Here is a 25,768-nt window from a genome sequence, read left to right on the forward strand (position 1 = left end):
CACCAGGAGGGGTGTTGCGCCCGTGTGGGGTGAAAACGCAACGCGGGCGCAACACGGCGGTCTCCTACACTCGGACCCCGGACACGCCCGCGGAGGCGTCCGTGAACAGGGAGGACGGCACATGCGCGTGTTGGTGGTCGAGGACGAACCCTTCATGGCCGAGGCCCTCCGGTCGGGTCTGCGGCAGGAGGCCGTCGCCGCCGACGTCGCCCTGGACGGCGACGAGGCGCTGGAGCGCATCGCCGTCCACGACTACGACGTCGTCGTCCTGGACCGCGACATCCCGGGCACGCACGGCGACGACGTGTGCGCCGTCCTGGTCCGCGACCATCCCGGCACCCGGGTGCTCATGCTGACCGCCGCGGCCCGGCTCCGTGACAAGGTCGACGGCTTCACGCTCGGCGCCGACGACTACCTCACCAAGCCGTTCGCCCTGGAGGAGCTGGTAATGCGCCTGCGTGCCCTCGCCAGGCGTCCCGCCGCGGCGGTCGACCCCGTCCTGGAGTGCGGCGACCTGCGGCTGGACCCCTACCGCAGGGAGGCCCACCGGGCCGGGCACCCGCTGCGCCTGCCGCGCAAGCAGTTCGCGGTCCTCGAAACGCTGCTGCGCGCCGACGGGGCCGTCGTCACGGCGGAGACCCTGCTGGAGAAGGTGTGGGACGAGTACGCCGATCCCTTCACCACCGCGCCCCGGGTCGCCGTGTCCCATCTGCGCAAGGCCCTCGGCGCCCCCGATCCGATCGTCACGGTGCCCGGGGTCGGCTACCGCCTCGTGGACCCCGAGGAGCAGGGGTGAGCCGGCCCGAGCTGCCCGTGATCGGCGCTCGGCAGCGGCTCACCCTCGCCCTGGCCGGCTTCCTCGTCCTGGCCGGGCTGACCGTCCTGACCGGGGTGTACGCGGTCCTGCGCTTCCTGCCCGACTATCCGCTCACCACCTCCGACCCGAGCGTGCGCCAGGTGAGCATCACCTCCCGCGGCCAGATCCTGCAGGCCCTCGTCCAGGTCTCGGGAGTGGTGCTCCTGGTCCTGGCCGTCACCGGCCTGGTCGGCGGCTGGTTCCTGGCCGGGTGGATCCTGCGCCCGCTGAGCCGGATCGACGCGGCGGTCCGGGTCGCCGCCACCGGCCGCCTGGACCACCGGATCCGCCACCGGGGGCCCGACGACGAGTTCCGCCGCCTCGCCGACGCCTTCGACCACATGCTGGACCGGCTCCAGGACGCCTTCTCCGCCCAGGAGCGCTTCGCCGCCAACGCCTCCCACGAACTGCGCACTCCGCTGGCGATCACCGCGACCATGCTCGACGTGGCCCGGCGCGATCCCGACCACGACCACGCCGCACTGCTGGAGCGCCTGAACGTGGTCAACGCGCGCGCGGTCGGCCTCACCGACGCCCTGCTGCGGTTGGCCTCCGTGGACGCCGTCACCGCCGACTCCGGCCCGGTCGACCTCGCCGACGCGGCCGGGTGGTCCACGGCCGAGGTCGCGGCGGAGGCGCGGCGGCGCGGTGTCACGCTCAAGAGCGACCTGCGCCCCGCCGCCTCCCGCGGCGACGAGGAGCTGCTCGCGCGCATGGCCGACAACCTGCTGCGCAACGCCGTGCGGCACAACACCGAGGGCGGCACGGCGTGGTGCTCGACCGGCCGGGCCGACGACGGCGCGGCGGTGCTGCGGGTCGCCAACACCGGGGCCGTGCACACCGAGGCGGGCGTGGCGCGCCTCACCGAGCCGTTCCTGCGCGGGCAGGGCCGGACCCGCCGCGGCGGGGAGGGGTACGGCCTGGGCCTGGCCCTGGTCTCGCGGGTGGTCACCGTGCACGGCGGCACACTCGACGTGCGCCCGCGCGAGGGAGGCGGGCTCGACGTCACGGTCACCCTGCCCGGCTCCGACGCCCGATCGCCCGGCGAAGGAGAGGGTCCGACGGCGGGTGGGACCTGATGACGGAAAGGGCCGGACGACGAAGGGGGCCTGACGGCGGGCAGTGCCCGACGGCGGGTGGGGCCTGACGGCGGCCAGGTACCGCGCCCCTGGCGGGTCAGGCCTCCAGGAGCCGCCACGAGACCAGGGCGAGCCTGGCACGGACCAGGCCGGCGGGATCGGTGAGCTCCACGCCCAGCGACCGGCCGATCTGTTCGAGTCGGCGGGCGACGCTGCTGTGGTGCAGGTGGAGGAGTTCGGCGGCGCGGCGCAGCGACCCGGTGGCGCAGTAGACGTCCAACGTGTCCAGGTCCTCCGGCTGCTCGGCGAGGCGGGCGATCGCCGCGACGTCGGTGTTGGCGCGCGCGGCCGCCGGGGGGACCTGCGCGAGCAGCGCCAGCGCGCCCAGGCCGTCGTAGTGGACGACCGGTCGGCGGTCGGTGGCGAAGCGCAGGGCGGTGCGGGCCTCCCACCAGGACCGTTCGGGGCTGTCGGCGGCGCCGAGGCCCGCGTGGGCGCCCGGCGGGAAGCCGTCCGGGTCCACGGCGGTGGCCAGCAGGACCCCGACGCCGGCGACGGGTGCGGCCTTCACCAGTCGGTCCGGGCAGACCAGGGCACCGATCCGCTCCAGTGGGAGCCGTGACCGGACGGCGATGACCCGCACCGGCAGGTCCGCGGCGAAACCCAGGAGCCGCAGTGCCCGGTGCCTGGCCGCGTCGTCGCCGTCCGCGCTGATCACCAGTTCGACCAGGGCCGGGTCGGCCATGGTGGTGTGCGCCGGCCCGTACCGCTCGACGACCGCCGCGGCGGCGATCGCGAGCCGGTCGAGCAGGAGTTCGTCGAGAGGGCCGGCCGGCTCGGCGCGTTCCAGCCACACCGTGCCGACCTCCTCCTCATCGAGGATGACCGGAAGGCTGGTGGACGCCTCCTGGGCCGGCGGGGTCCGGGCCTCACCGCCGTCGGGCGCCATCCGGATCGCCCGCGCCGTGCCGTGCAACCGGATCCCGGCCACGCACTCGGCCAGGCCGGCCGAAGCCCGCGCGAGGGCGGGCAGGTCCACGCGTCGGCGCATCAGTGTGTCGTAGAACATCACGACACGGAGCGCTCCCTCGGCTTCGGAGTCCAACTGCGACAGGCGTGCGGCCAATGCCTCCATGGCTTGGAGGATACGCGTCGATCGTCGCGCCGCGGGTCCGGGATGCCCGACGGGCGTCGGATGACCTCCCGGCCCGCCGGGGACCAGGATCATGGACATGGATCCCGAACTCGAAGCCTTCCTCCCGCTGTTCCCCAATCTGATCGACCCGGTCACCGCTCGCGCGAAGCACGCCGAACTGTCCGCCGCGGTTCCGGTACCCGACGTCCCGGGCATGGACGTCGAGGACCGTACGGTGCCCGCGGACCCCGACGTCGCCGTGCGGGTCTACCGTCCGCAGCGGGCCCAGGGCGCCCTGGTCTGGCTGCACGGCGGCGGATTCGTCATGGGCGATCTGGACTCCGAACACCCGTGGGCCACCCGGATCGCCGCCGAGTCCGGCGCCGTGGTGGTCTCGGTGGCCTACCGGCTCGCTCCCGAACACCCGTTCCCCGCCGCCCTGGACGACGTCCGCGCCGTGTTGGCGTGGACCGTCGCGCACGCGGGCGAACTCGGCGTCGACCCGGAGCGCGTCGCGGTCGGCGGCCACAGCGCCGGCGCGTGCCTCGCCGCCGCGACGGCGCTGCGGGAGCGTGACGAGCAGGGGCCGCCGATCCGGTTCCAGCTGCTCAACCAGCCCGGTATCGACGACCGGCAGACGACCTGGTCGGCCCGCCACCTCACCGACACGCCCTGGATGAACCGCGGCAAGGTCACCGAGATGTGGCGGTACTACCTGGGTTCCACCCCCGCCACCCCCTACGCCGCGCCCACGCGGGCCACCGACCTGTCCGACCTGCCGCCCGCCTACGTCACCACGGCGGAGTTGTGCCCCAACCGCGACGAGGGCATCGACTACGCCGTGCGGATGCTCCAGGCGGGAGTCTCCGTCGAACTGCACCAGTGGGCCGGCACCTTCCACGGCTCCCAGTCGATTCTGTCCGCCGAGGTGTCCCAGCGGCAGCTCACCGAGCTCGGCGGGGCCCTGCGCCGTGCCGTGAGCTCATGACGCGGCAGGACACGCCCCGGCCGCTGCGGCCCTTCGCCGGGGGTTTCCTGGCCGTGGTGGTCCTCCAGGCCATCGGGGCCGTCGCGGGCCTGGCACCACTGCTGGCGGTCGCGGAGCTGGGTCGTGCGCTGCTCTCGCCGGGCCCGGCCGATCCCGACCACGTCCGCACCATCGTGCTGGTGGGCGCGGCCGGCCTGCTCGCGCGGCTGGTGTTCACGGCCGCCTCCTCCGGTGTGGGGCACGTGCTGGACGGCAGGGTGCAGCTCTCGCTGCGCCGACGGCTGGCCGCCCATCTGGGGCGCGTGCCGATCGGCTGGTTCTCCCGGCGCCGCACCGGTGAGCTGGCCAAGGTGGTGGGCGACGACGTCAGCGCCGTGCACCCGTTCATCGCCCACACGCCCGGCGATCTCGTCGCGGCCTTCGTGGTGCCGCTGGTGTCGCTGGTGTACCTGTTCACCGTCGACTGGCGCCTGACCCTGATCACCCTGATCCCGGTGGTGCTGGCCCTGACGCCGATACCGTTCATGATGACCCCGGCACGGGTGCGGGAGCAGGACGCCGCCACCTCCGCCATGGGGAGCATCGCGAGCGCGGTCGTGGAATTCGTCCAGGGCATCACGGTCGTGAAGGCCTTCGGTGGCCACGGGCGCGCACACCGAAGGTTCCGCACGGCCACGGACGACTTCGTCGGGACCTTCCAACTGATGGTGCGCGGGCTCTCCAGGCCCGCCGCGGCCATGCAGCTGATGCTCTCGCCGCCGTTCGTGCTGCTGGCCGTGCTGACCGGCGGGGCCGCCCTGATCACGAGCGGCGGTCTGGCCGCGGCCGACCTGCTGCCGTTCCTGCTCCTCGGGCTGGGCCTGACCGCCCCGGTGGCGGCGCTCAGCCACGGTTTCGACGACATCCAGAACGCCGGCAGGGCGGTCGGGCGGATCCGGGAGGTGCTGCGCGTGCCGCCGCTGGCCGCACCCGTGGACCCGGTGGCGCCGCAAGGCCACCGGATCGAGCTCCGCGGTGTCCGGTTCGGCTACGACGCCGAACACGAGGTGCTGCGCGGGATCGATCTGGTCCTCGAACCGGGAACGGTCACCGCGCTCGTCGGCCCGTCGGGCGGAGGGAAGTCCACGCTGGTCCAACTGCTGCCGCGGTTCTTCGACCCCACCCACGGGTCGGTCACCCTGGGCGGCGTCGACCTGCGCGACCTCGAGGGGTCGCGGCTGCACCGCGCGGTCTCCTTCGTCTTCCAGGACGTGCGGCTGCTGCGCGCGTCGGTCGCCGACAACATCGCGCTCGCGGTCCCCGACGCCGACCGCGAGGACGTGGAGCGCGCCGCCCGGCTGGCGTGCGTCCACGACCGGATCCTCCAGCTGCCGGACGGATACGACACGGTGATCGGAACGCGGGCCGGGCTCTCGGTCGGCGAGGCGCAGCGCATCGCGATCGCCCGCGCCCTGCTGGCGGACACGCCCGTCCTGGTCCTGGACGAGGCGACCGCGTTCGCCGACCCGCGCACGGAACAGGCGGTGCGCCGGGCCCTGACGACCCTGCGGGGCGACCGGACGGTCCTCGTCATCGCCCACCGCCTGGAAACCGTCGTCGACGCCGACACCGCCGTGCTGTTGGAGGACGGGACCATCACCGAACAGGGCGAACCCGGGGAGCTGCTGGCGCGGGGCGGCGCGTTCGCCCGGTTCTGGCGGGCCCGGCGACCGGACCCCACCGATGACACCGCGACCGCCGGTGGCACACCACGAGGAGGCGAGCTCCGATGATCCGAACGCTGCTACGCGTGTTGGGGCCCGACCACGCCCGGCCCATGCGGCTCACCATCGCGCTGATGGCGGCGGCCGCGGTGGTCGAGGGCCTGTCCTACGCGCTGCTGGTCCCCGCGTTGCGGGCCCTCTTCGGGAGCAGTCCCGCCGACGCGCGGCCCTGGCTGGTCGCGTTCGGGACCGCCGTCGCGGTCTACGCGGTCCTGCGCTACACCGGCGACCTGTCCGGCTTCCGCGTCGGCACCACGATGCTGCGCGGGCTCTACCGCCGGTTGGGCGACCATCTGGCCCGGCTGCCCCTGGGCTGGTACGACGCGGACCGGATCGGCGCGGTCTCGACCCTGGCCGGTCAGGGCGTCCTCCAGGCGATGGGGGTGCTCGCGCACCTGCTGGCGCCGCTGGTCTCGGCCGCCGTGACCCCGTTGGCGATCATCGTCGTCATGCTCGCCTTCCACTGGCAGCTCGGACTGGCGGCGCTGGCCGTCGTGCCGGTCGTGGCGGCGGTCCAGATCCGGGCGGGGCGCGCGACGGCCGCCGCCGACGCCGAGCGCGCGCGACACGACCAGGAGGCCGCCGGCCGGGTCGTGGAGTTCCTCCAGGCCCAGCCGGTACTGCGGGCCGGCGGCCGCACCACCGAGCGGTTCGGTCTGCTGGACGACTCGCTGCGTGCGGTCGAGCGCGCCTCCCGGCGTACGGCGCTGGCGACGCTGCCCGGTGTGGTGGGGCTGTCCTTCGTCGTACAGGCGGCGTTCACCGCGCTGCTGGCCCTGGGCGCCTATCTCGCGCTCGGCGGGAGCATCGGCGCGGCGGAGGTCGTGGTGATCCTGGTGCTGGCCGCCCGCTGCACCGATCCGCTGCTGTCGTGGGCGCAGCTCGGTGGCCAGATCCGCGGCGCGCGTGCCGAGCTGGACCGCATCGACGCGCTGCTGCGCACCCCGCCCCTGCCGGAGCCGCGCGACCCGGTGCTGCCGCGAGGACACGGCCTGGAGTTCGACTCCGTCACCTTCCGGCAGGGCGAGCGCACGGTGGTCGACCGGGTGTCGCTGTCCGTGCCGCAGGGCCGGCGGCTCGCCGTGGTCGGGCCCTCGGGCGCGGGCAAGAGCACGCTGCTGCAACTGCTCGCCCGGTTCCACGACGTGGACGGGGGCGCGGTGCGCGTGGGCGGCTCGGACGTGCGCACGATCGACTCCGAGGAGCTGATGGCGCGGTTCGCCATCGTCTTCCAGGACGTGTACCTCTTCGACGGCACGATCGAGGAGAACGTGCGGCTCGGCCGGCCCGACGCCGACGACGCCGAGGTGCGTGCGGCGGCTTCCGCGGCCCGGTTGGACGAGGTGGTCGAGCGGTTGCCCGCCGGTTGGCGGACGAGTGTCGGCGAGGGCGGGGCGCTGCTGTCGGGGGGCGAGCGCCAGCGGGTCTCGATCGCGCGGGCGCTGCTGAAGGACGCGCCCATCGTGCTGTTGGACGAGGTGACCTCGGCTCTGGACCCGGCCAACGAGGCGGCCGTCCACGAGGGCATCGAGCGGCTCATGGCGGGCCGGACGGTGGTGATGGTGGCCCACCGGATGCGGACCGTGCGCCATGCCGACCACATCGTCTTCCTGGACGGCGGCCGGGTGGTGGAGGAGGGCGACCACGACGAACTCCTGCGTCGGCGGGGCCGTTACGCCGAGTTCTGGGACGCCACCGCGGCGCCCGAGACGCCGGTGTGACCGACCGGTGAGGCCGGGCGGCCGGTCGGTGAGGCCGGGCGGCCGGTCGGTGAGGCCGGGCGGCCGGTCGGTGAGGCCGGGCGGCCGGTCGACCGTTGACACCGGCAGGTGAGGCCGGCTCGACCTCCGGCGGCTTCGGGGCTGAGGCTCCCCGGGGCCGCCGGCGGCGCCGTCAGGTCCGGCCGTCGGCCGGCGCCCGCCAGGTGAGCAGCCGTCCGCACATACCGAAACGCCTCGGCCCCGGGTTCGGTTCGGCCCGCACCAGAGCCGCGTCGTGCATGAGGCCGGGATCGCCCCGCTCCAGCGCGGCGAGCTGGTCACGGGTCAGCTCCAGCTCCCGTTCCACGCCCTCGTGCCAGATCCGCCGCCACTCCTGGATCCGAGGGCGGACCACCCGCGCCGCGAGCCGGTGGAACTCCCGCAGGGCCTCCTGACCGTGCTCCTGGACCTCGGCCACGAGGGCGAGGTAGCCCTCCATGGCGAGGTCGCGACGCGCCCTGGTCTGGCGGCCGAGCTCCTCCTCCGAGGCGTCCGGGTCGAGCCCGGCGGCCGCGTCGTAGGCCTGCCGGTCCACCAGCACCTCGCGCGGGAAGGTGAACACCGCGTCGCCCGCCTCCGGGAGCCCGGCGTTCTGCATGACCACGGTGAGTTCCAGACCGCCGTGGTTGACCAGGCGGTGGACCGTGCCCGGACCGAACCACAGGACGGTGCCGGCGGACAGGTCGGTCACCGCCGTCCCCTCGGCGGTGACGGTGTGCACCTGCCCGCTGCCCGCGGAGACCACGTAGGCCTCCGTCGACGCCGTGTGCATGTGGGGCGTGCCCCCGTGCAGGCCGTCGGCCGCCTCCCAGTCGTAGACCCGCAGGCCGCTGACGGCGGTCCCGCCGGGAAAGCGCGGTGTGCTCATGGCGTGTACTCCTTCGCCAGGGCCCCGATCTCCTCGGCGCCGCATCTGTGGTCGACGAACACCAGCCGGTGGCGCAGGGCGAGCACGTCGCCCGGTGTGAGGGTGAGCGTCCGGTCGAAGGACGGCGAGGGGCTGAACACCGGGAAGGGCTCCGAGCGCACGAACCAGCTGATCGGCACGGCGCCGGTGGTCGTACCGGCGAAGGCGAGGATGGTCGCGCCGCCGTCGATCTCGTCGTGCTGTCCACTGAAGGCGATCCAGTCCGCCCGCGTGCCCATGACGTCGTTGCCGCGGCGCCCGGCCGAGCTGACCACGTCGCCCCCGGTCCACGCGCGCGGGCCGCGCCAGAACAGCCCGGTGTAGCCGGCGGCGGGGCGGCCGGCGGTGGTGGGGCTGCCCAGTTCGAGCTCGCTGCCGCGCACGTTGGTCAGCGCGGTGGCGAAGTCCAGGGCCCACAGGCCGCGCTCCCGGTCGACGGAGTGGAACCGGTGCGTGCGGACCTCGGTCATCCACCGCTCGCCCTCGGAGGTCAGCCAGGTGAGGTCCTCGGTGAGGACGACCTCGTCCTCGTGCTCCTCCACGGTCTCGAAGCGCTCGTGTCGGATGGACCCGACGTTGTCGAGCCACACGTAGTCCTGGCCGTGCACGTAGGTGGGGCCGCCCCAGAAGTTCTGCCCGGACACGTGGGACCAGGTCATCTGCAGGCCCTTGTGCCAGCGGTGGTCCCACGGCCGCTCGGCGGTCAGGGGCGCCCCGCTGAGCGTGCGCAGCGGGTGGAGGAAGGGTTTGGGGGCCTCGACGGCCGGGGCGTCGGGCCGCAGGACGTAGCGGGCGATGTCGGTGCCGCCCGCGGTCACGGTGAGCTCGTCGTCGTTCCTGGTCAGGGTGATCCGGTCAGACACTGGTGCTGGTCTCCGTTCGGGTGAGCGCGGACGCCGCCGCGCGCGGGTCGCCCCCGTGCATGGCGCGGTAGAAGCCGCTGTCGGGGGTCAGGTCCCGGCGCCGCACCGTCTCGCCGAGGATCGCCGACCGGTACATCCCGGCGACGAGTTCGAGCGCGCGGCGTCCGTCGTGTCCGCTCGCGCGGGGCCGCTCGCCGCGTTCCATGGCCTCCAGCAGGGCCGCGAGCTGGGCCCGGTGCGAGCTCGGCACGTCCCGCTCCGGCCGCCAGGCCGCGACCGCGGCGGAGGCATCGTCCACGTGCGGCGCCGGTGTCCAGCGCCAGTGCGCGTTGTCGTAGCCGTAGAGGTGCTCCAGCTCGACCGTGGCGTGCTCGAAGTCGAAGCGCAGGTAGCTGGTCTCCCTGGGCGAGAGGAGGCTGTTGGTCATGGAGACCGTCGCGCCGCAGGCCAGGCGCACGATCGCCATGGACACGTCCTCGGTCTCGGTGGCCCGCGCGGACGTGGACATCACCGCCGTGACCTCGGTCCAGTCGCCGAGCAGCGAGAGCATGAGGTCCATCTGGTGGATGCCGTGCCCCATGCTCGGGCCGCCGCCCTCGGTCTCCCACCGGCCGCGCCAGGGCACCTCGAAGTAGGCCGCGTCGCGGTACCAGAGGGTGTTGCACACGCCCACGAGCGGGCGGCCGAGCGTGCCCTCGGCCAGGTGGTGGCGCAGTCGTTCGGCGCCGGAGCCGAACCGGTGCTGGAAGACGTAGCTCGCGAAGGGGCCCCGGTCGCCGCCCTCGTGTCCGGCGACCTCGTCGTACTCGGCCAGGGAGAGGGCGGGCGGCTTCTCGCACCACACCCAGGCGCCGGCGTCCAGGCTCGCGATGACGGCGTCCTTGTGGGCGACGGGCGGTGTGCACACGACGACGAGGTCGGGCGACTCGGCGGTGAGCATGGCGTGCAGGTCGGTGTAGCGGCCCGGCACGCGCCACTCGTCCGCGGTCTGCGCCATGCGGGCTTGGTCCACGTCGACCAGGGCGGCGACCTCGACCCGGTCGCCCATGTCGGCGAGCGCCGGGAGGTGGACGCCGCGGGCGATGCCGCCGCTGCCGACGAGGGCCACCCGGACGGGGGGACTGGAATCTGACACGGACACCCCTGGAGGTCGACAAAGTGAACGTTCACTATCTGCGGCGCGGCCTAAGATAGTGATCGTTCACATGCGATGTCAAGAGTGCCCCCGTGCAAGAGAGCAGGTCCGATGGCCACGTCCGACACGCCGCGGCGGCGGCCGACGCTCAAGGAGGTCGCCCGCGTCGCGGGGGTCTCGCACCAGACCGTCTCCCGCTACCTCCGCTTCGACGGAGGGCTCAAGGAGTCGACCCGCGAGCGGGTGGACGCCGCGATCAGGGAGCTGGACTACCGCCCCAACCTCATCGCGCGGTCGATGCGCACGCGGCGCACCGGGCGCCTGGCGATCCTGCTGCCCAGCGTGAGCACCTTCAGCCCGGACCGGATGCTCGCCGGAGCCATCGCCACCGGCCACGCCGCCGGATTCGTGGTCGAGGTGCTGAGCGTGGACGGCGGACCCGAGGACCGGACCGAGCGCACGCTCGAACTCGCCGGGTCCGGGCAGGTCGAGGGCGTCCTGGCCCTGGCGCCGCTCACCCCCGGGGGAGACCGGCCACCCGCCGACGGCGCGCCCGTGGTCGTCTCCGCCGACTTCGACGACGACATGCGCGGCATCGGCGGCCTGGCCGACGGATCGGTCGTCGCCGACCTGGTCGAAGGCCTGGCGGAGTCCGGCCACCGGCGCTTCCTGCACGTCTCGGGGTCCCTGGGCTTCGCCTCGGCCCGGGAGCGCAAGCGCACCTACCTGGCGACCGTCGAACGCCTCGGCCTGGAGTCCCACGGCGTGGTCGACGGCGACTGGTCGGCCGACTCCGGCCGCGAGGCCGTGCGCGCGCTGGCGGCCGACAGCGGCGTCACCGCCGTCATCGCGGGCAACGACGTGGTCGCGGCGGGGGTGGTGCGCGGAGCCCTGGACCGGGGCTGGAGCGTGCCCGGCGACCTCAGCGTGACCGGGTGGGACAACAACCCGGTGGGCGCCTACCTGTCGCCGGCGCTCACCACCGTCGACGTGGACCGGGAGCGGTTGGGGGCCAGGGCCATGGAACGGCTGGTCGCCGTGGTCCGCGGGACCGAGCCGCAGAGCGCGGAGGAGCCCCTGAACCGGATCATCTGGCGCGAGTCCACCGGTCCCGCCCCCCGGGGATGACCTGCGCGATCGGGTGCGGCTCCTGAGGCGGCGCGGGGGTCGGCCCTGGATCTGAACGGGGGGCGGCCGGTCCGGGCGCCCCGTGTTCGCGGCGGTACCCACCGTTGACGCGTCCGGCGGTCGGGTGCTGGAAACAGGACTCCTCGGGAGCGGGATAACGCTTACCGAGCTTTCTGCGGCTGTTTCACGTGTCCACCGTCCCCTCCCCCGTGCTTGCCCGCCTGCTTGAAGCAGGCGACCCCGCCACCGCGGTCGAACGCGCCACCGGCGCCTTCGCACCGCCGTCGGGAACGGCACGGCCGCCTCCGCGCGGCGCGCTCTCCGCCGCCGCGTCGCGAGCACGGCTCCAGCCACGTCAGCCCCGATTCCGTCGTCCCCGGCCCGCCGGCCGCTCCGGCCGCGCGCCCCCGGGTCCGTCGGCGTGCCGGGGCGAGCGCACCGCCGCCCAACGGCGCGGCCTCCCCCGGGCCGCGCTTCCCCGGGGAGACCGGGTTCGAACGGACCGGGACGTACTTCAAGCCGTCGATGTTCTACTCCGTCTCCAACGAGACCGAGCACCCCGAGGAGGCGGCGCGCTTCGTCGACCACCTGGTCAACGACCCGGGCGTCGGGGAGCTGGTGGGCAACGAACTCGGCGTGCCCGCCAACCTGGAGGTGCGCGAGCACGTCGTCGACGGCCGTGAGGGGCCGGAGGCACAGGTGACCTCGTTCACGATGGAACTGGAGGACGCGGTCGTGGACGGCAACCCGCCCTGGCCGGTCGGCGCGGGTGAGGCCGTCGACACCGTGCAGGTGATCCACGACGAGCTGATCTTCGGTGAGATCACCCCGGACGAGGCCGCCGAGCGGCACATCGAAGCGGTCGAGGCGGCCCTCGGGACCGGTTGACCCGTCCTCCACCGGATTCGGTGGTGACGCCGTGTCCATCCGCCCCTCCGAGCCCTCGACGTGTTGATCTTGGTGGTGATCTGACCAGGTGAAACTCCGGAGGGGCGGCGTGCGGCCAGTGGCATCGACAGTGTCCAGAGGGATGTTCGGAGCGGCGGTGGCGGTGCTCTCGGTACTGGCGTCGACGGCGCCGAGTCCGCCACAGGACGGGCGGGTCGCGCAGATCGCGCCCGTCCTCCAGGTGTCCAAGACCGTCGAACCCGATCCGCTGGTGATCGGCGGGTCGGCGGAGTACACCGTGACCGTGACCAACGCCGGTGACGAGGCGGCCGAGGACGTGGTCGTCACCGACACCCTGGGGAACGGGATCACCGCCGGTGCCCTGCCGGCCGACTGCCAGGGCACCGGTTCGACGGTGGTGTGCGGCGGAGAGGGGGTGACGGTCGACGCCGGGTCGTCGGTGTCGTACACGATCCCGGTGGAGGTCGACCCCTCCCTGTCCGACGGCGACAACATCACCGACCGGGCCGAGGCGTCCTCCTCCACGGCGGGGGTGGCGGACGCGTCCACGCAGCTCATCACCATCGCCCAGACTCAGACCGATGTGGAGATCACCAAGACCGCGACGCCGACCGTCCGGCCCGGCGGCGAGATCACCTACACGGTCGTGGTGACCGACCGCGGCCCCTCGGACGCCGTGGACGTGACGGTCCAGGACCCCACCGACGGCAATCTCGTGACGATCACCGACCTGCCCGAGGAGTGCCCGCCGAGCGGCCTCACCATCACCTGCGCCCTCGGGACCCTCGCGCCCGGGCAGGAGGTGGAACTCGTCATCGTCGTCGAGGCCGGGTCCGACCTGCCCGAGGGGACGTCGATCGACAACTGCGCCACGGTCTACACCGGCAGCCGCGAGACCGAGACGGGCAACAACGAGTCCTGCGCGGAGACGGTGATCGACGACGACCCGAACCCGACGCCCGGGCCCACACCCGGCCCCTCTCCGACCGAGAGCCCGAGCCCGAAGCCGACCGGGGACCCCACCGCGAGCCCCGATCCCACCCCGACCGGGAGCCCGACCGACGAGCCGCCCATCGTTCCCACCGATCCCACCGGGGGCTACGACCGTGATCCCGCGGGCAAGGGCGGCGGGCTCCCCATGACCGGAGCACCGCTGGTCGGCCTCGTCGTGGCCGCCCTGGTCCTGGTCGGGTCCGGACTGTCCGCCTTCGTGCTGGCCCGCCGCCGGCCCTGACCCGCCCGGTGTCGCGGCCCCGGCGGGGCCGCGACACCGGGCACCCGCCCCTGGACGCGGTTCGACCATCGCGCCTCGGCCCCTGGACACGCGGAACCGGGGGCCGGGACCAGGGGCGCCACCGCGTCCGGCCGCGCTCCCGGGCACCGGACTCGGACCTCGGCGGGCCCCATCACCCGTCGGCCGCGGCGCGCAGCGGCCGGGCACGCAGCGCCGCGATCATCGGGACCAGGCTCGCGACCAGGCCGAGGGCCACCACCGTCGCGGCCACGCCCAGGAATCCGCCCATGGGCACCGCCGGGACCACGGTGTCCCCGGTGAGGGCGTGGCCGACGGCGGCGAGCCCGACCAGCGCGGCCACGCCGCCCAGGACCACCCCCGCCAGGGACACCGTCAGCGCCTCCGCCACGACCACGCCCACGACCTGGCGCCGGGAGGCCCCCACCAGCCGCAGGAGGGCGAAGGTCCGGGAGCGGGCCGCGACGGAGACGACGAGCGTGTTCACCGCCGCGATCCCCGCGAACCCCGCCACCAGGGCCACCATGAACGTGGTGATCCAGCCGTCCTCCTCGGCCCGGTCCGCCATCGCGGCCACGTGCCCGGCGCGGTCGGCGACCAGCAGCGCGGGCCCCGCGTCGACCTCCCGCTCCAGGTGCCGCGCCACGTCCGCGGGGTCCGCGCCGGGTTCGAGGGCGACGTAGACGGCGGCGTCCATCGCGTCCAGCATCCTGGGCGCCAGGTCCGCGCGCGGCAGCAGCACCTCGGGGAAGTCGAGTCCGGCGCGGTACAGCACGGCCACGCGGGCCGGGACCGGGTCCCCGTCGGGCCCGGTCAGGGTGATGTCGTCGCCGTGCCGCCATCCCTCCCGCTGCGCGGTGGCGGCGTTCACGGCGACCCCGCCCGCGTCGAAGTCCGTCCACGCGCCGCGCACGGCTTCGAGCCGGTACAGGTCAGGCACGGTCGCCGGGTCCACGAGGTGGGTCGGCAGGGTCGCTCCGGAGCCGAACGTGACGGTCTGCCGGAAGCCGCCGACCGCGGCCACGCCGGGGACGGCGCGGGCGGCGTCGACCGCGCTCTCCGGCAGGCCCACGCCCTCGGCGCCGGAGACGACCAGGTCGGCGGCCAGCCGCTCCCCGTAGGAGTGTGCCTGCGCCCGGGAGACCGTCGCCCCCTGGAAGAGCAGCAGGCACGCGATCCCCATCGTCACCGCGAGGGGGGTCAGGACGCCGGCCACGCGGCGCGTGTGCGCGCGGGCCTCACCGACGGTCAGGAAGGCCACCGCGCCGCGGCGGGTGAGCGGGCGGAGCAGGGCCGGCGCGCCCGCGCACAGCGCGGGTGCGAGGAGGGCGCCCGCCAGGACCAGCACGGGTGCGGCCGTGAAGGCCGCCACGACCGCCCCCTGGCTCCCCGCCATGGCCCACGACGCGGCCAGTGCCGCCGCGGCCACGCCGAGGGAGAGCACCCCCGCGGCGGCGCGCGCCCGTGACGGGGCGGTGTCGGGCACCTGGGCCGTGCGCACGGCCTCGATCGGCGCGGTCCGGCCCGCACCGCGCACGGCCGACCAGCCGGCCAGGACCGGAACCGCCAGGGCCAGGACCGCCCCGGTGACCGCCGCCGACGGTTCCAGCCCCGGGTCGAAGCCGTCCGGGAGCCCGCCCATGGCGTCGAAGAACGCGGCCAGCGCGACCGTGAGCACCGCCCCCGTCGCACAGGCCAGGACGGCGGCGACACAGCCCAGGATCAGGGCCTCGCCGGCCACGAGCCGCCGCACCTGCCCGGGCGCGGCCCCGATCAGGCGCAACAGCGCGAACTCCCGCGCCCGTCGGCGGACCGTCATCGCGGACTGGTTGGCGACCATGACCGCGGCCAGCGCCAGCAGCAGTCCGGACACGGTGCCCAGGACGCGGCCCATGCCGGAGGCCAGCTCCCGCTCGGTCCGGTCCACCTGGAGCGCCTCGCTCCGCGCCGCGCCGGTGAGCACCCTGACCTGGGGCAGCTCGGCGCCGATCACCTCGGCCAGGGCGTCGGGGTCGGTCCCCTCCACGGGCCGGACCGCCGCCAGCACGGCGTCCCCGCCCGCCGCGGCGGCCGCCTCCGGTGCGAAGAAGACCGCCCGGTCGCGCCCGCCGCCGGTCCCCGCCTCGCCGGTCCCCGCTCCCACGACCCCGGTGACGACGGCGTCGGCCATCCCCTCCGCGGTGAGGACCCGGGTCCGGTCGCCGGGCGCCACCCCCGCCTCGGCGGCGGTACGGGAGTCGAGCACGACCTCGCCCTCGGACCGTGGCGGCCGTCCCCGCTCCAGGGTGAGCCGCTCGGTCTCGGCGAGGTCCCAGGAGTGCCCCCAGGAGCGGTAGCGCTGATCGCCGAACGTGCGCTCGCCGGTCACGACGTAGGCGGGGAAGGGGGCCGCCGGCGTGAGGGCGTCCACGCCGGGGACCTCGCCCAGAGCCGCCACGGTGGCGGGGTCGAGCCTGGGCGGCTCCCCCGAGGGGGTCGTGGTCGGCTCCACACGGTCGGGCCTGGCCACCACCACGACCGGCGCCCCCTCCAGCCGCCACGCGGCGCCGGTGCCCTCATCGGCCACCCGGTCGGCGGCGGCCTGCAGGCTCAGGGCGGCCACGGCCAGTCCCGCGCCCAGCGCCACGGTCAGGACCGACACGGCCAGGGCGCCCGCCCGTTCGGCCGCACCGCGCAGGACGAGGGCGATCACACTCCCTCCAGGCGTTCGATCCACCGCAGCACGGTGTCCGGCCGGGGGCGGTCGAGCGCGCCCTCGATCCGGCCGTCGCGCAGGAACAGCACCCGGTCCGCCCGCGCCGCGGCCACCGGGTCGTGGGTGACCATGACGACGGTGCGGCCGTGCTCGGACGCGGCGCCCCGCAGCGCCGTCAGCACCCGCTCCCCGGACCGGGAGTCGAGGTTGCCGGTCGGTTCGTCGGCGAACACCACGCTCGGCCGGTGCAGCAGGGCACGCGCCACGGCCACCCGCTGCTGCTGTCCGCCGGACAGCTGGGCGGGTCGGTGCCCCAACCGCCCCTCCAGTCCCAGGGAGCGCACGAGTTCGTCCAGCCAGGCCCGGTCCGGACGCTGCCCGGACAGGCGCTGGCCGAGGGTGATGTTCTCCTGCGCGGTCAGCGCGGGGAGCAGGTGGAAGGACTGGAACACGAAGCCGAAGGCGTGCGACCGCAGTCGGGTGAGCTCTCGTTCGGTGAGCCGCGTGATGTCGCGGCCCTGGACCTCCACCGTCCCGGAGTCGGGGCGTTCCAGGCCCGCCGCGCAGTGCAGGAGCGTGCTCTTGCCGGATCCGGACGGGCCCATGACCGCGGTGAACCCGCCTCGGGGGAAGACCGCGTCCACGTCCCGCAGCGCGTACACATGGAGGGGATCGTGCGCCGGAGGCGTCCGTCGAGGGTGGCCCGCACCTTCGCGCGGCGGCCGTCGGGCGGTGGTGGGCGACGGGCGGGCGCCGCGCGTGTAGGTCCGGTTCAGCCCGCGGACCCGCAGGGCCGCGGGAGCGGCGCAGTCCTCGCTCCCCGGCCCGGCGTCCTCGTGTGCGCCCACGGTCCTCAACTCGCTTCCCCTGGTTCGACGGCGTCGGCGGTTCCGACGCGGACTCGTCGAGAAGTCAAACAAAGGCGCGGACGCACGGCACTGGCCCTGGGTGGAGAGGTCGAGTAGAGAAAACTCCACCTCCCCGGTCGACGTTGCGCACCTGAGTAGGATCACGCTCGATGCCGACTCTTGCGCGTGATCGCGGCCCCGCTCGCCCCGCCGCCGACCAGGCGGCCCCCTCCGTGCCGCCCCCGGGCGGCGAGGGCTTCTGGCGTGCCGCGGCGCGGCGGCCGTTCCTGGTCCTGGCCTCGGCCTGGCCCTGGCGGGCGCTGGCCTATCTGGCCACGTCGGCACCGGTGGCCCTCGCCTGGGTCCTGCTGTGCTGGCCGCTCCTCCTGCTGTCCGGACTGCCGCTGGGCGCGGTGGAGCGCCGGCGGCTCCGGCTGATGGGGTCGGCTCCGGCGCCCTCGCCGCACGCCCCCTCGCCCGGTGCGCTCGGCTCCCCCGCCTGGGTGCGGGCACGGCTGCACGAGACCGCGACCTGGCGCGAGCTCGCCTACGGCCTCCTGCTCCTGCCGCTGGCGCTGGCGGAGGCCGTGGCCGTCACCCTGCTGGTGGCGGTCCCCCTCTCCCTCCTGGCCGCTCCCCTGCTCAGGGCCACCGACGCGCTCGAACCCGCGGAGGTGGCCGCACTGGCCGGAACCCGGCTGCTGCCCGCGATGCCCTGGGCCGCCGACCTCGCCCTCGGACTGCTGGCCCTGCCGGTCTCGGCCTACCTCGCCATGGCCCTGGCCGCCGGCCGGGCACGGCTCGCCCGGCTGATGGTCACCGCCGACCGGGAGGAGGAACTGGACGACCGCCTGGGCGAGGTGGTCCGCTCGCGGTCCAGGATCGTGGACGCCTTCACCTCCGAGCGCCGCAGAATCGAACGCGACCTGCACGACGGCGCCCAGCAGCGCCTGACCTCCGTCATCATGCGGCTCGGCATGGCGCGGTCCCGGTTCGAGGCCGACCCGGGACAGGCCCGGGCCCTGGTCGACCAGGCCTACGAGGACGCCCGGCTCACCCTGTCCGAACTCCGCGACCTGGTGCACGGCATCCATCCGGCCGTCCTGGACGAGCGCGGGCTGGCGGCCGCCCTGGAGGAACTGGCCGACGCCTGCCCGGTCCCGGCCTCCCTCGACGCCGAGGGCGCCGCGCCCGTGCCGCCGGCGGTGGCCTCGACCGCCTACTTCTGCGCCGCCGAGGCCCTCGCCAACGCCGTGCGCCACGCCCGGCCCACCGAGATCACCCTCTACCTCAGGACGAGCACCGGGCCGCGCGGGCGCGTCCTGCTGCGGGTGGGCGACGACGGTGTCGGCGGCGCCGATCCGCGCGCGGGCACCGGGCTGACCGGGCTCGCCGACCGCGCCGCGGCGCTGGAGGGCCTGGTGCGCCTGAGCAGTCCGCCGGGCGGCCCGACCGTGGTGGAGGTGGAGATCCCGTGCGCGTCGTGATCGCCGAGGACTCGGCGCTGCTCCGTGAGGGGCTGGTGCAGCTGATCACCATGGTCGGACACGAGGTGGTGGCGGCGGTGGCCGACGCCCCGTCCCTGGAGCGCGCGGTCGCCGAGCACGAGCCGGACGTCGCCGTGACCGACGTGCGCATGCCCCCGGACCACAGCGACGACGGCCTCCGGGCGGCCCTGCGGCTGACCCGCTCGCACCCCGGCACGGGCATCCTCGTGCTGTCCCAGTACGTGGTGCGCGGCGCGGCGGCCGAACTCCTGGAGAGCGCCGACTCCGGTGTCGGCTACCTGCTCAAGGACCGGGTCGGCGACGTCGACGAACTGATCGACGCCCTCGAACGGGTCGCCTCGCGCGGCACGGTCATCGACCCGGAGGTGGTGCGCCGGCTGCTGGGCCGGCAGCGCAACCGGTCGGTGCTGGACCGGTTGAGCCCGCGCGAGCGGGAGGTCCTGGACCTGATGGCGCAGGGCCGGTCCAACGCCGCCATCGCCCAGGCCCTGGTGCTCAGCGAGGCGGCGGTGGCCAAGAACATCAGCGGCATCTTCACCAAGCTCGACCTGCCGGTGGCCTCGCAGGACAACCGGCGGGTCCTGGCGGTCCTGGCCTACCTGGGTCAGTGATCCGGCCCGGCCGGCGTCGCCCTGGCCGGCTTCGTGCGCAGCCACGGTGAATTCGCCGCCCTGCGCGACGTCGGGGCCCTGGCGGTGAGCGCCCTGGGCGGAACGGCCGACGCCCCGTCCGGAGTCCGGGCGGGGCGTCGGCGGGAGTGCTCACGCGAACAGCGCGCGCGCCTAGTCGTTGCCGGCGTCGATCGCGGCGGCGTCCAGCAGGTCCGCGTCGTCGGAGCCCTGGCCGCGCGAGGCGATCGCCTCGGCGCCGCCCTCGGGCATCGCGCCGATCAGGCCGGTCGAAGCGGCCTGGGCCGCGCCGATCGTCGTCGGGTGGGAGTCGGCGGCGCCCACCATGCCGAGCCTGGAGTACTCCTCCAGCTTGGCGCGGGAGTCGGCGATGTCCAGGTTGCGCATGGTCAGCTGGCCGATGCGGTCGACCGGGCCGAACGCGGAGTCCTCGGTCCGCTCCATGGACAGCTTGTCCGGGTGGTAGCTGAACGCCGGTCCGGTCGTGTCCAGGATCGAGTAGTCCTCGCCGCGCCGCAGGCGCAGCGTCACCTCGCCGGTGATCGCCGTGCCGACCCAGCGCTGCAGGGACTCGCGCACCATCAGGGCCTGGGGCTCCAGCCAGCGGCCCTCGTACATCAGCCGTCCCAGGCGGCGGCCCTCGCTGTGGTAGGCCGCGACGGTGTCCTCGTTGTGGACCGCGTTGACCAGCCGCTCGTAGGCGGTGTGCAGCAGGGCCATGCCCGGGGCCTCGTAGATCCCGCGGCTCTTGGCCTCGATGACGCGGTTCTCGATCTGGTCGGACATGCCCAGGCCGTGGCGTCCGCCGATGGAGTTGGCCTCCAGGACCAGGTCGACGGCCGAGTCGAAGGTCTTGCCGTTGATGGTCACCGGGCGGCCCTGCTCGAAGCCGATGGTGACGTCCTCGGCGGCGATCTCGACCTCGGGGTCCCAGAACCGCACGCCCATGATCGGGTCGACGATCTCGATGCCGGTGTCGAGGTGCTCCAGGGCCTTGGCCTCGTGCGTGGCGCCCCAGATGTTGGCGTCGGTGGAGTAGGCCTTCTCCGCGCTGTCCCGGTAGGGCAGGCCGCGCTCGGTCAGCCACTCCGACATCTCCTTGCGGCCGCCGAGCTCGTGCACGAAGTCGGCGTCGAGCCAGGGCTTGTAGATGCGCAGGGAGGGGTTGGCGAGCAGCCCGTAGCGGTAGAACCGCTCGATGTCGTTGCCCTTGAAGGTGGAGCCGTCGCCCCAGATCTGCACCCCGTCCTCGAGCATCGCTCGCACGAGCAGGGTGCCGGTGACGGCGCGGCCCAGCGGGGTGGTGTTGAAGTAGGTGCGACCGCCGGAGCGGATGTGGAACGCGCCGCAGGCCAGTGCCGCGAGCCCCTCCTCGACCAGGGCCGCCCGACCGTCGACCAGCCGGGCGAGTTCCGCGCCGTAGTCGTTGGCGCGACCGGGCACCGAGGCGATGTCGGGTTCGTCGTACTGGCCGATGTCGGCCGTGTAGGTGCAGGGGACGGCGCCCTTCTCGCGCATCCACGCGACCGCCACGGAGGTGTCGAGGCCTCCGGAGAAGGCGATCCCGACACGTTCACCGACGGGCAGAGAGGTGAGTACCTTGGACATGGAAATAAGTATGCACGAAGATGAATGAACATTCAAATCGGACGTGGGAGCCCCGGCGCACGCGGCACGCGCCCCGCCTCGCTCAGGCGTCGCGGTGCTCGCGGAGCATGCGCCCCACCGCCCGCTCCACACGCCCCCGGGTGGCGGGCTCACCCGGAGCGGCCTCGCATCCCAGCGCCGGAAGCGAGGACGCGACCGTCACCCCGCGCTCGTGCAGGCGAAAGACCCGAGGGTCGATGTAGGACTCCCGGGCCACCGCCTCGGAGTTGCCGAGGTAGGCGGCCACCTCGCCGGCCACGTGCGTCCACAGCCGCGCGCGGGCCCTCGGGTCCTCGACCGGACCGGCGACCGCCACGCCGACCGCCGCCAGCACCGTGGCGTGCCACGTACGGAACTCCTTGACCGTGTGGTCCGCCCCGGCGACCTCGCTCAGATAGGCGTTGAGGTCCTCGCTGCGCACGTCGCGCCACCGCTCGCCGTCCCGGTAGGCGAACAGCCCCTGCCCCGCTGAGCGCACGCGCTGCAGTCCCGCGACCGCCCGGTGGACGCCGGGGTCGGCACAGGTGAACCGCCAGTACCGCCCGGACTTGCCCGGGAACTCCACCACCACGGTCCCGTGCGTGCGGCGCACGTGTTCGCGCAGCAGGCTGGCGGCCCCGTAGGACTCGTTGCAGGCCGCGTAGGCCTCACCCCCCGCCCGGAGCAGCCCCAGGTCGACCAGCCGCAGCGCCGTCGCCAGGACGCGCTCGCGCCCCAGCCCGGGCCGGTCCAGGTGCCCGGCGACCGCGACCCTGATCCGGGGCAGCCGCTCGGCGAAGGCGAGGGCGTCCTCGAACTTCTCCCTGTCCCGCCGCCGTCGCCACTGCGGGTGGTACACGTACTGCAGGCGCCCCTCGTCGTCCGTGCCGCGGGCCTGGATGTGGCCTTCGCGCTCGGGACAGATCCACACCCGCCGCCAGGCCGGGGGAACGACGAGCTCCCGGATCCGCTCGAGCTCCTCCGGATCGGTGACCGGAGCGCCGTCGGGGCCGTAGTAGCGAAAGCCCCGACCCCGCCGGACCCGGGTGATCCCGGCGGAGTCGGGGTCGCTGCGCCGCATCGCGGAGCCCTCCCTAGAGACTCTCCTCGGACCGCTCGTGCACGGCCTGCTCCTCCGCCCCGTGGGCGCTCCTGCGCTCCCCGCGGTCCTGCCCGAGGCCCTCCTCCTCGGTCGGCGCGGCACTGCCGCCGGCCTCGGGCGGCTCCGGCACCTCCTCGGCCAGGGCGTCGTCCAGCGAACGCCCGCCCTCGGAGGCGTAGGGGTCGGCCGTACCGCCCATGGGGGCCGGGCCCTCGCGGTCGGTCGGCAGCGCGGTGTCCTCGGTGGCGTCCTCCTGCGCGGGAAGTCCCGCCTCCTCCCAGTCCGCCTCGTCCGGGTTGATCGGGTCCTCCGGCCTCTCCGGAGTGTTCTCGCTCATGTCCTCCCCCATCCGGTTGCGGTCCTGTACGCGCGGTGGAGCACGGTCAGGGGCGGAAGAGCACCTTGACCGCGCCCTCCTCCTTCTTCTGGAACATCGAGTAGGCGTGCGCGGCCTCGTCCAGCCCCAGGTGGTGGGTGGCGAAGTCCTCGACCCCGAGCGGGTCGGACCCGTCCAGCAACGGCAGGATCTCCGGCGCCCAGTGCCGCACGTTGGCCTGTCCCATGCGCAGCTGGATCTGCTTGTCGAAGAGCGTCATCATCGGCAGCGGGTCGGCCATACCGCCGTACACGCCGACGAGCGAGACGGTCCCTCCACGCCGGACCAGGTCGACGGCCGTGTAGAGCGCGGAGAGCCGGTCCACCCCCGCGCTCTCCATCAGTGAGGCTGCCGCCCCCTTGGGCAGCATGTTCACGACCTTCTGTGCCAGGCGGACCGGGCCGTGGCCGTCCGCCTCCATCCCGACGGCGTCGATGACCGCGTCGGGGCCGCGCCCGCCGGTGCGCTCCCGGATCATCTCGATCGGATCCTCGGAGCCGGAGGAGTCGAACACCTGCGCTCCCCTGGCCTGGGCGCGCGCACGGCGCTCGGGGACCGGGTCCACGCCGAACACCTGCTCCGCTCCCAGGTGCAGCGCGACCCGGCAGCACATGTCACCGATCGGCCCGAGTCCCAGCACGGCCACGGAGCCCCCCTCGGGCACGTCCGCGTACCGCACCGCCTGCCACGCGGTCGGCAGGACGTCGGAGAGGTAGACGTACCTGTCGTCGGGCCCCTCGTCGGGCACCTTCAGGGCGTTGTCGTCGGCCCGGGGCACGCGCAGGTACTCGGCCTGCGCACCGGGAACCGACCCGTACAGCGAGCTGTAGCCGTAGATCCGCGCCCCCATGCCCTGCTCCTCGACCCGGGTGGTCTCGCACTGGGTCTGCAGCCCCGCCTCGCACATGGCGCACCGTCCGCAGGAGATCTGGAACGGGACGACCACCCGGTCTCCGCGCCGGAGCGAGGTGACGCCCGCACCGGTCTCCTCGACCACGCCCATGGGCTCGTGGCCCAGGATGTCGCCCTGGCTCATGAACGGCGCGAGCACCTCGTACAGGTGCAGGTCGGACCCGCACAGGCCCGAACTCGTGACGCGCAGGAGCACGTCCCCGGGCTGTTCCAGGCGCGGATCGGGCACCTCCTCGGTCCGCACGTCGCGCGTCCCGTGCCACACCACCGCCTTCATGGTCCCCCCTCGCCGGCTCGGCTGACGGGCGCCGAACTCCGCGTCGCCGGGCCCCGATCGCGGGGAACCGGGCGGTCGCGGGCGCCCGTGCGCCCCCACTACCCGGATGGGCGCGCGGGAACACATGGGTCCCGCGCGGCTCAGGAGGGCCGTGCCTCGCCGCGCACATGGAAGGAGACGGGGGTGCGGGCGGCGGGGAAGAGGAAGCGTTCGACGGGGCCCGGGGTGAATCCGGCCGACGCGATCGCGGCCAGGGTGTCGCGCCCGCTGTGGCACCCGCCGAGCAGGCGCGGCCCGATCGTGGCGTCCAGGAGGCGCTGGACCCGCCGCAGGCCCGGGGTGGGGGCGCGCACGTGTTCGAGGAAGCACAGCCGGCCACCGGGCCGGAGCACGCGGCGGGCCTCGCGCAGTGCGCGGGCCTGGTCGGGCACGGAGCACAGCACGAGTGTGACCACCACCGCGTCGACCGAGGCGTCGGCGAGCGGCAGGGCGTCGGCGAGCCCGTCGACGACGGTGATCGGAGCCTCGACGCGCTCGGCGCGTTCCCGTGCGGCCCGGCGCAGGTACGGCTCGGGTTCCACCGCCGTCACCGAGGTGACCGCCCGGGGGTAGTGCTGGAAGTTGAGTCCGTGGCCGCAGCCCACCTCCGCCACGTCGCCGTGGAGGGCGCCGAGCAGGGCGGCGCGGTGCCCTTCCAGGCCGCCCTCGTCCATGGCGCCGCCCACACGCGTGTAGAAGCGGGCGAACAGCGGGTGCCGCACACCGTCGGCGCCCATGGCGCCCCCTCTCGTTGTTTACTCCGCCATGAACAAAACTACATGTGCACTCCGGAGTAAACAAGGCTCGAGCGGTGTCGGACCGACCCTCGGGCCGGCGGCCCGCGCGCCGCGCGCGCTCTGGCACAATCGCCGGGGGCCGCGGCGCCCCGACGACGGGTGGGCAGCACGGAAGGGGACGCCGACCATGGACGCACACGTGGCGCGTGAGGACCGGTACGAGTCACTGGAGTACCGGGCGTGCGGCAGGAGCGGGCTGCGGCTGCCGCGCCTGTCGCTGGGACTGTGGCAGAACTTCGGCGAGGACCGGAGCCTGGAGGGGCAGCGCGCGATCCTGCGCCGCGCCTTCGACCTGGGCGTGTTCCACTTCGACCTGGCCAACAACTACGGACCGCCCAAGGGCTCCGCCGAGACCGCCTTCGGCCGGATCCTGGACCTGGACCTTCGCCCCTACCGCGACGAGATGGTCATCACCACCAAGGCCGGATGGGTGATGGGGCCGGGCCCGCACCAGCAGGGCGGGTCGCGCAAGTACCTGCTGTCCTCGCTCGACCGCTCCCTGGCCCGCATGGGCCTGGACCACGTCGACATCTTCTACAGCCACCGGCCCGACCCGGACACCCCGCTGGAGGAGACCATGCTGGCCCTGCACCACGCCGTGGTCTCCGGCCGGGCCATGTACGCCGGGATCTCCTCCTACGCTCCCGAGGCGACCCGCCGGGCGGCGGCGATCATGCGCGACCTGGGCACACCCCTGGTCGTCCACCAGCCCTCGTACTCGATGCTCAACCGCTGGGTCGAGGACGGCCTGCTGGCGGCGGCCGCCGAGGAGGGCATGGGCGTGGTCGCGTTCTCCCCCCTGGCCCAGGGCCTGCTGACCTCCCGCTACCTGGACGGTTCGGTGCCCCGCGACTCCCGCGCCGGCGTGGGCCGGCCCAGCTGGCGCGAGAACATGCTCTCCGAGGACGTCCTGGACAGGGTCCGGGCGCTCAACGGGATCGCCGCCGAACGCGGCCAGACCCTCGCGCAGATGGCGATCGCGTGGGTGCTGCGCGACCAGGGTCCGCGCACGGTCACCACGGCGCTGATCGGCGCCTCCAGCGTGGAGCAGCTGGAGCAGAACCTGGCGGCGGTGGACGCGCCGGGCTTCACCGAGGAGGAGCTGCGCGCCATCGACCGCTGGGCGGTCGACTCCGACGTCAACATCTGGTGGGGCGCCACGGCCTCGACCCGGTAGTGCGCGC

At 74.4% G+C, this 25,768-nt stretch carries 22 protein-coding genes; 11 read left to right on the forward strand and 11 right to left on the reverse strand.

Features of this window, described 5'->3' with window-relative positions:
- Positions 1-121: 121 nt before the first annotated feature.
- Together DFP74_RS03150 and DFP74_RS03155 are read left to right on the forward strand one after the other, a co-directional pair.
- Positions 122-796: a response regulator transcription factor gene (locus tag DFP74_RS03150; protein WP_121180315.1), complete on the forward strand. Its 675-nt coding sequence runs from the start codon at positions 122-124 to the stop codon at positions 794-796.
- Positions 793-1,935 carry a HAMP domain-containing sensor histidine kinase gene (locus tag DFP74_RS03155; protein ID WP_121180316.1) on the forward strand — a complete coding sequence of 381 codons (1,143 nt, stop codon included), beginning with the start codon at positions 793-795 and terminating at the stop codon, positions 1,933-1,935. Before DFP74_RS03150 ends, DFP74_RS03155 begins: the two co-directional genes overlap by 4 nt.
- 97 nt (positions 1,936-2,032) lie before the next feature.
- Here the strand turns inward: DFP74_RS03155 and DFP74_RS03160 are convergent, their stop codons facing one another.
- On the reverse strand, positions 2,033-3,070 hold the full coding sequence (locus DFP74_RS03160; protein ID WP_121180317.1) for a CdaR family transcriptional regulator: 1,038 nt from the start codon (positions 3,068-3,070) through the stop codon (positions 2,033-2,035).
- Between the two features lie 91 nt (positions 3,071-3,161).
- Here DFP74_RS03160 and DFP74_RS03165 point away from each other — a divergent pair, with 91 nt between their 5' ends.
- From DFP74_RS03165 to DFP74_RS03175, 3 genes are read left to right on the forward strand one after another with little or no spacing between them, the layout of a single operon-like run.
- Positions 3,162-4,058 carry an alpha/beta hydrolase gene (locus DFP74_RS03165; protein WP_233570787.1) on the forward strand — a complete coding sequence of 299 codons (897 nt, stop codon included), beginning with the start codon at positions 3,162-3,164 and terminating at the stop codon, positions 4,056-4,058.
- Positions 4,055-5,830 carry an ABC transporter ATP-binding protein gene (locus tag DFP74_RS03170; protein ID WP_121180319.1) on the forward strand — a complete coding sequence of 592 codons (1,776 nt, stop codon included), beginning with the start codon at positions 4,055-4,057 and terminating at the stop codon, positions 5,828-5,830. Before DFP74_RS03165 ends, DFP74_RS03170 begins: the two co-directional genes overlap by 4 nt.
- Positions 5,827-7,542, forward strand: a complete 1,716-nt coding sequence (locus tag DFP74_RS03175; RefSeq protein WP_121180320.1) for an ABC transporter ATP-binding protein — start codon at positions 5,827-5,829, stop codon at positions 7,540-7,542. The genes DFP74_RS03170 and DFP74_RS03175 overlap by 4 nt, the downstream gene beginning before the upstream one ends.
- Before the next feature lie 172 nt (positions 7,543-7,714).
- Here the strand turns inward: DFP74_RS03175 and DFP74_RS03180 are convergent, their stop codons facing one another.
- From DFP74_RS03180 to DFP74_RS03190, 3 genes are read right to left on the reverse strand one after another with little or no spacing between them, the layout of a single operon-like run.
- Positions 7,715-8,449 (reverse strand): cupin domain-containing protein, encoded by a 735-nt coding sequence (locus DFP74_RS03180; RefSeq protein WP_121180321.1) that lies wholly within the window; start codon positions 8,447-8,449, stop codon positions 7,715-7,717.
- Positions 8,446-9,351, reverse strand: a complete 906-nt coding sequence (locus DFP74_RS03185; RefSeq protein ID WP_121180322.1) for a PmoA family protein — start codon at positions 9,349-9,351, stop codon at positions 8,446-8,448. The genes DFP74_RS03180 and DFP74_RS03185 overlap by 4 nt, the downstream gene beginning before the upstream one ends.
- Complete coding sequence (locus DFP74_RS03190) at positions 9,344-10,486, reverse strand: Gfo/Idh/MocA family protein (protein WP_121188003.1); 1,143 nt, start codon at positions 10,484-10,486, stop codon at positions 9,344-9,346. The genes DFP74_RS03185 and DFP74_RS03190 overlap by 8 nt, the downstream gene beginning before the upstream one ends.
- A 111-nt stretch (positions 10,487-10,597) precedes the next feature.
- On the opposite strand from DFP74_RS03190, the gene DFP74_RS03195 reads away from it, so the two are divergent.
- The 3 genes from DFP74_RS03195 (at position 10,598) to DFP74_RS03205 (ending at position 13,757) form a co-directional block, all read left to right on the forward strand.
- On the forward strand, positions 10,598-11,614 hold the full coding sequence (locus DFP74_RS03195; RefSeq protein ID WP_121180323.1) for a LacI family DNA-binding transcriptional regulator: 1,017 nt from the start codon (positions 10,598-10,600) through the stop codon (positions 11,612-11,614).
- A 525-nt stretch (positions 11,615-12,139) separates the two neighbouring features.
- Positions 12,140-12,502: a hypothetical protein gene (locus tag DFP74_RS03200; RefSeq protein ID WP_121180324.1), complete on the forward strand. Its 363-nt coding sequence runs from the start codon at positions 12,140-12,142 to the stop codon at positions 12,500-12,502.
- Between the two features lie 142 nt (positions 12,503-12,644).
- On the forward strand, positions 12,645-13,757 hold the full coding sequence (locus tag DFP74_RS03205; protein WP_121180325.1) for a DUF11 domain-containing protein: 1,113 nt from the start codon (positions 12,645-12,647) through the stop codon (positions 13,755-13,757).
- A 172-nt stretch (positions 13,758-13,929) separates the two neighbouring features.
- Here the strand turns inward: DFP74_RS03205 and DFP74_RS03210 are convergent, their stop codons facing one another.
- Both DFP74_RS03210 and DFP74_RS03215 read right to left on the reverse strand, forming a co-directional pair.
- Complete coding sequence (locus DFP74_RS03210; RefSeq protein ID WP_121180326.1) at positions 13,930-16,467, reverse strand: FtsX-like permease family protein; 2,538 nt, start codon at positions 16,465-16,467, stop codon at positions 13,930-13,932.
- Positions 16,464-17,318, reverse strand: coding sequence for an ABC transporter ATP-binding protein (locus DFP74_RS03215; RefSeq protein WP_370013333.1), 855 nt, complete (start codon positions 17,316-17,318; stop codon positions 16,464-16,466). The genes DFP74_RS03210 and DFP74_RS03215 overlap by 4 nt, the downstream gene beginning before the upstream one ends.
- 170 nt (positions 17,319-17,488) lie before the next feature.
- Here DFP74_RS03215 and DFP74_RS03220 point away from each other — a divergent pair, with 170 nt between their 5' ends.
- Both DFP74_RS03220 and DFP74_RS03225 read left to right on the forward strand, forming a co-directional pair.
- Entirely contained in the window at positions 17,489-18,805 is a 1,317-nt protein-coding gene (locus DFP74_RS03220) for a sensor histidine kinase (RefSeq protein WP_121180328.1), read from the forward strand.
- A complete protein-coding gene (locus DFP74_RS03225; protein WP_121180329.1) occupies positions 18,793-19,437 on the forward strand; it encodes a response regulator transcription factor in 645 nt (214 codons plus the stop codon). The genes DFP74_RS03220 and DFP74_RS03225 overlap by 13 nt, the downstream gene beginning before the upstream one ends.
- 171 nt (positions 19,438-19,608) lie before the next feature.
- Here the strand turns inward: DFP74_RS03225 and argG are convergent, their stop codons facing one another.
- The 5 genes from argG to DFP74_RS03255 form a co-directional block, all read right to left on the reverse strand.
- Entirely contained in the window at positions 19,609-21,063 is a 1,455-nt protein-coding gene (argG, locus tag DFP74_RS03235) for an argininosuccinate synthase (protein ID WP_121180330.1), read from the reverse strand.
- A gap of 82 nt (positions 21,064-21,145) precedes the next feature.
- Positions 21,146-22,162, reverse strand: coding sequence for a DNA topoisomerase IB (locus DFP74_RS03240; RefSeq protein ID WP_121180331.1), 1,017 nt, complete (start codon positions 22,160-22,162; stop codon positions 21,146-21,148).
- A 13-nt stretch (positions 22,163-22,175) separates the two neighbouring features.
- Positions 22,176-22,520: a hypothetical protein gene (locus tag DFP74_RS03245; protein ID WP_147453818.1), complete on the reverse strand. Its 345-nt coding sequence runs from the start codon at positions 22,518-22,520 to the stop codon at positions 22,176-22,178.
- A gap of 46 nt (positions 22,521-22,566) precedes the next feature.
- Positions 22,567-23,748 (reverse strand): alcohol dehydrogenase catalytic domain-containing protein, encoded by a 1,182-nt coding sequence (locus DFP74_RS03250; protein ID WP_121180333.1) that lies wholly within the window; start codon positions 23,746-23,748, stop codon positions 22,567-22,569.
- Positions 23,749-23,888: 140 nt separating this feature from the next.
- On the reverse strand, positions 23,889-24,524 hold the full coding sequence (locus tag DFP74_RS03255) for a class I SAM-dependent methyltransferase (RefSeq protein ID WP_121180334.1): 636 nt from the start codon (positions 24,522-24,524) through the stop codon (positions 23,889-23,891).
- A gap of 187 nt (positions 24,525-24,711) precedes the next feature.
- On the opposite strand from DFP74_RS03255, the gene DFP74_RS03260 reads away from it, so the two are divergent.
- The gene (locus DFP74_RS03260) at positions 24,712-25,761 is read left to right on the forward strand and encodes an aldo/keto reductase (protein ID WP_121180335.1); all 1,050 of its coding nucleotides are present in this window, start codon (positions 24,712-24,714) and stop codon (positions 25,759-25,761) included.
- Positions 25,762-25,768 lie beyond the last annotated feature (7 nt).

The organism is Nocardiopsis sp. Huas11 (assembly GCF_003634495.1).
In the GTDB taxonomy this organism is placed as follows: Bacteria; Actinomycetota; Actinomycetes; order Streptosporangiales; family Streptosporangiaceae; genus Nocardiopsis.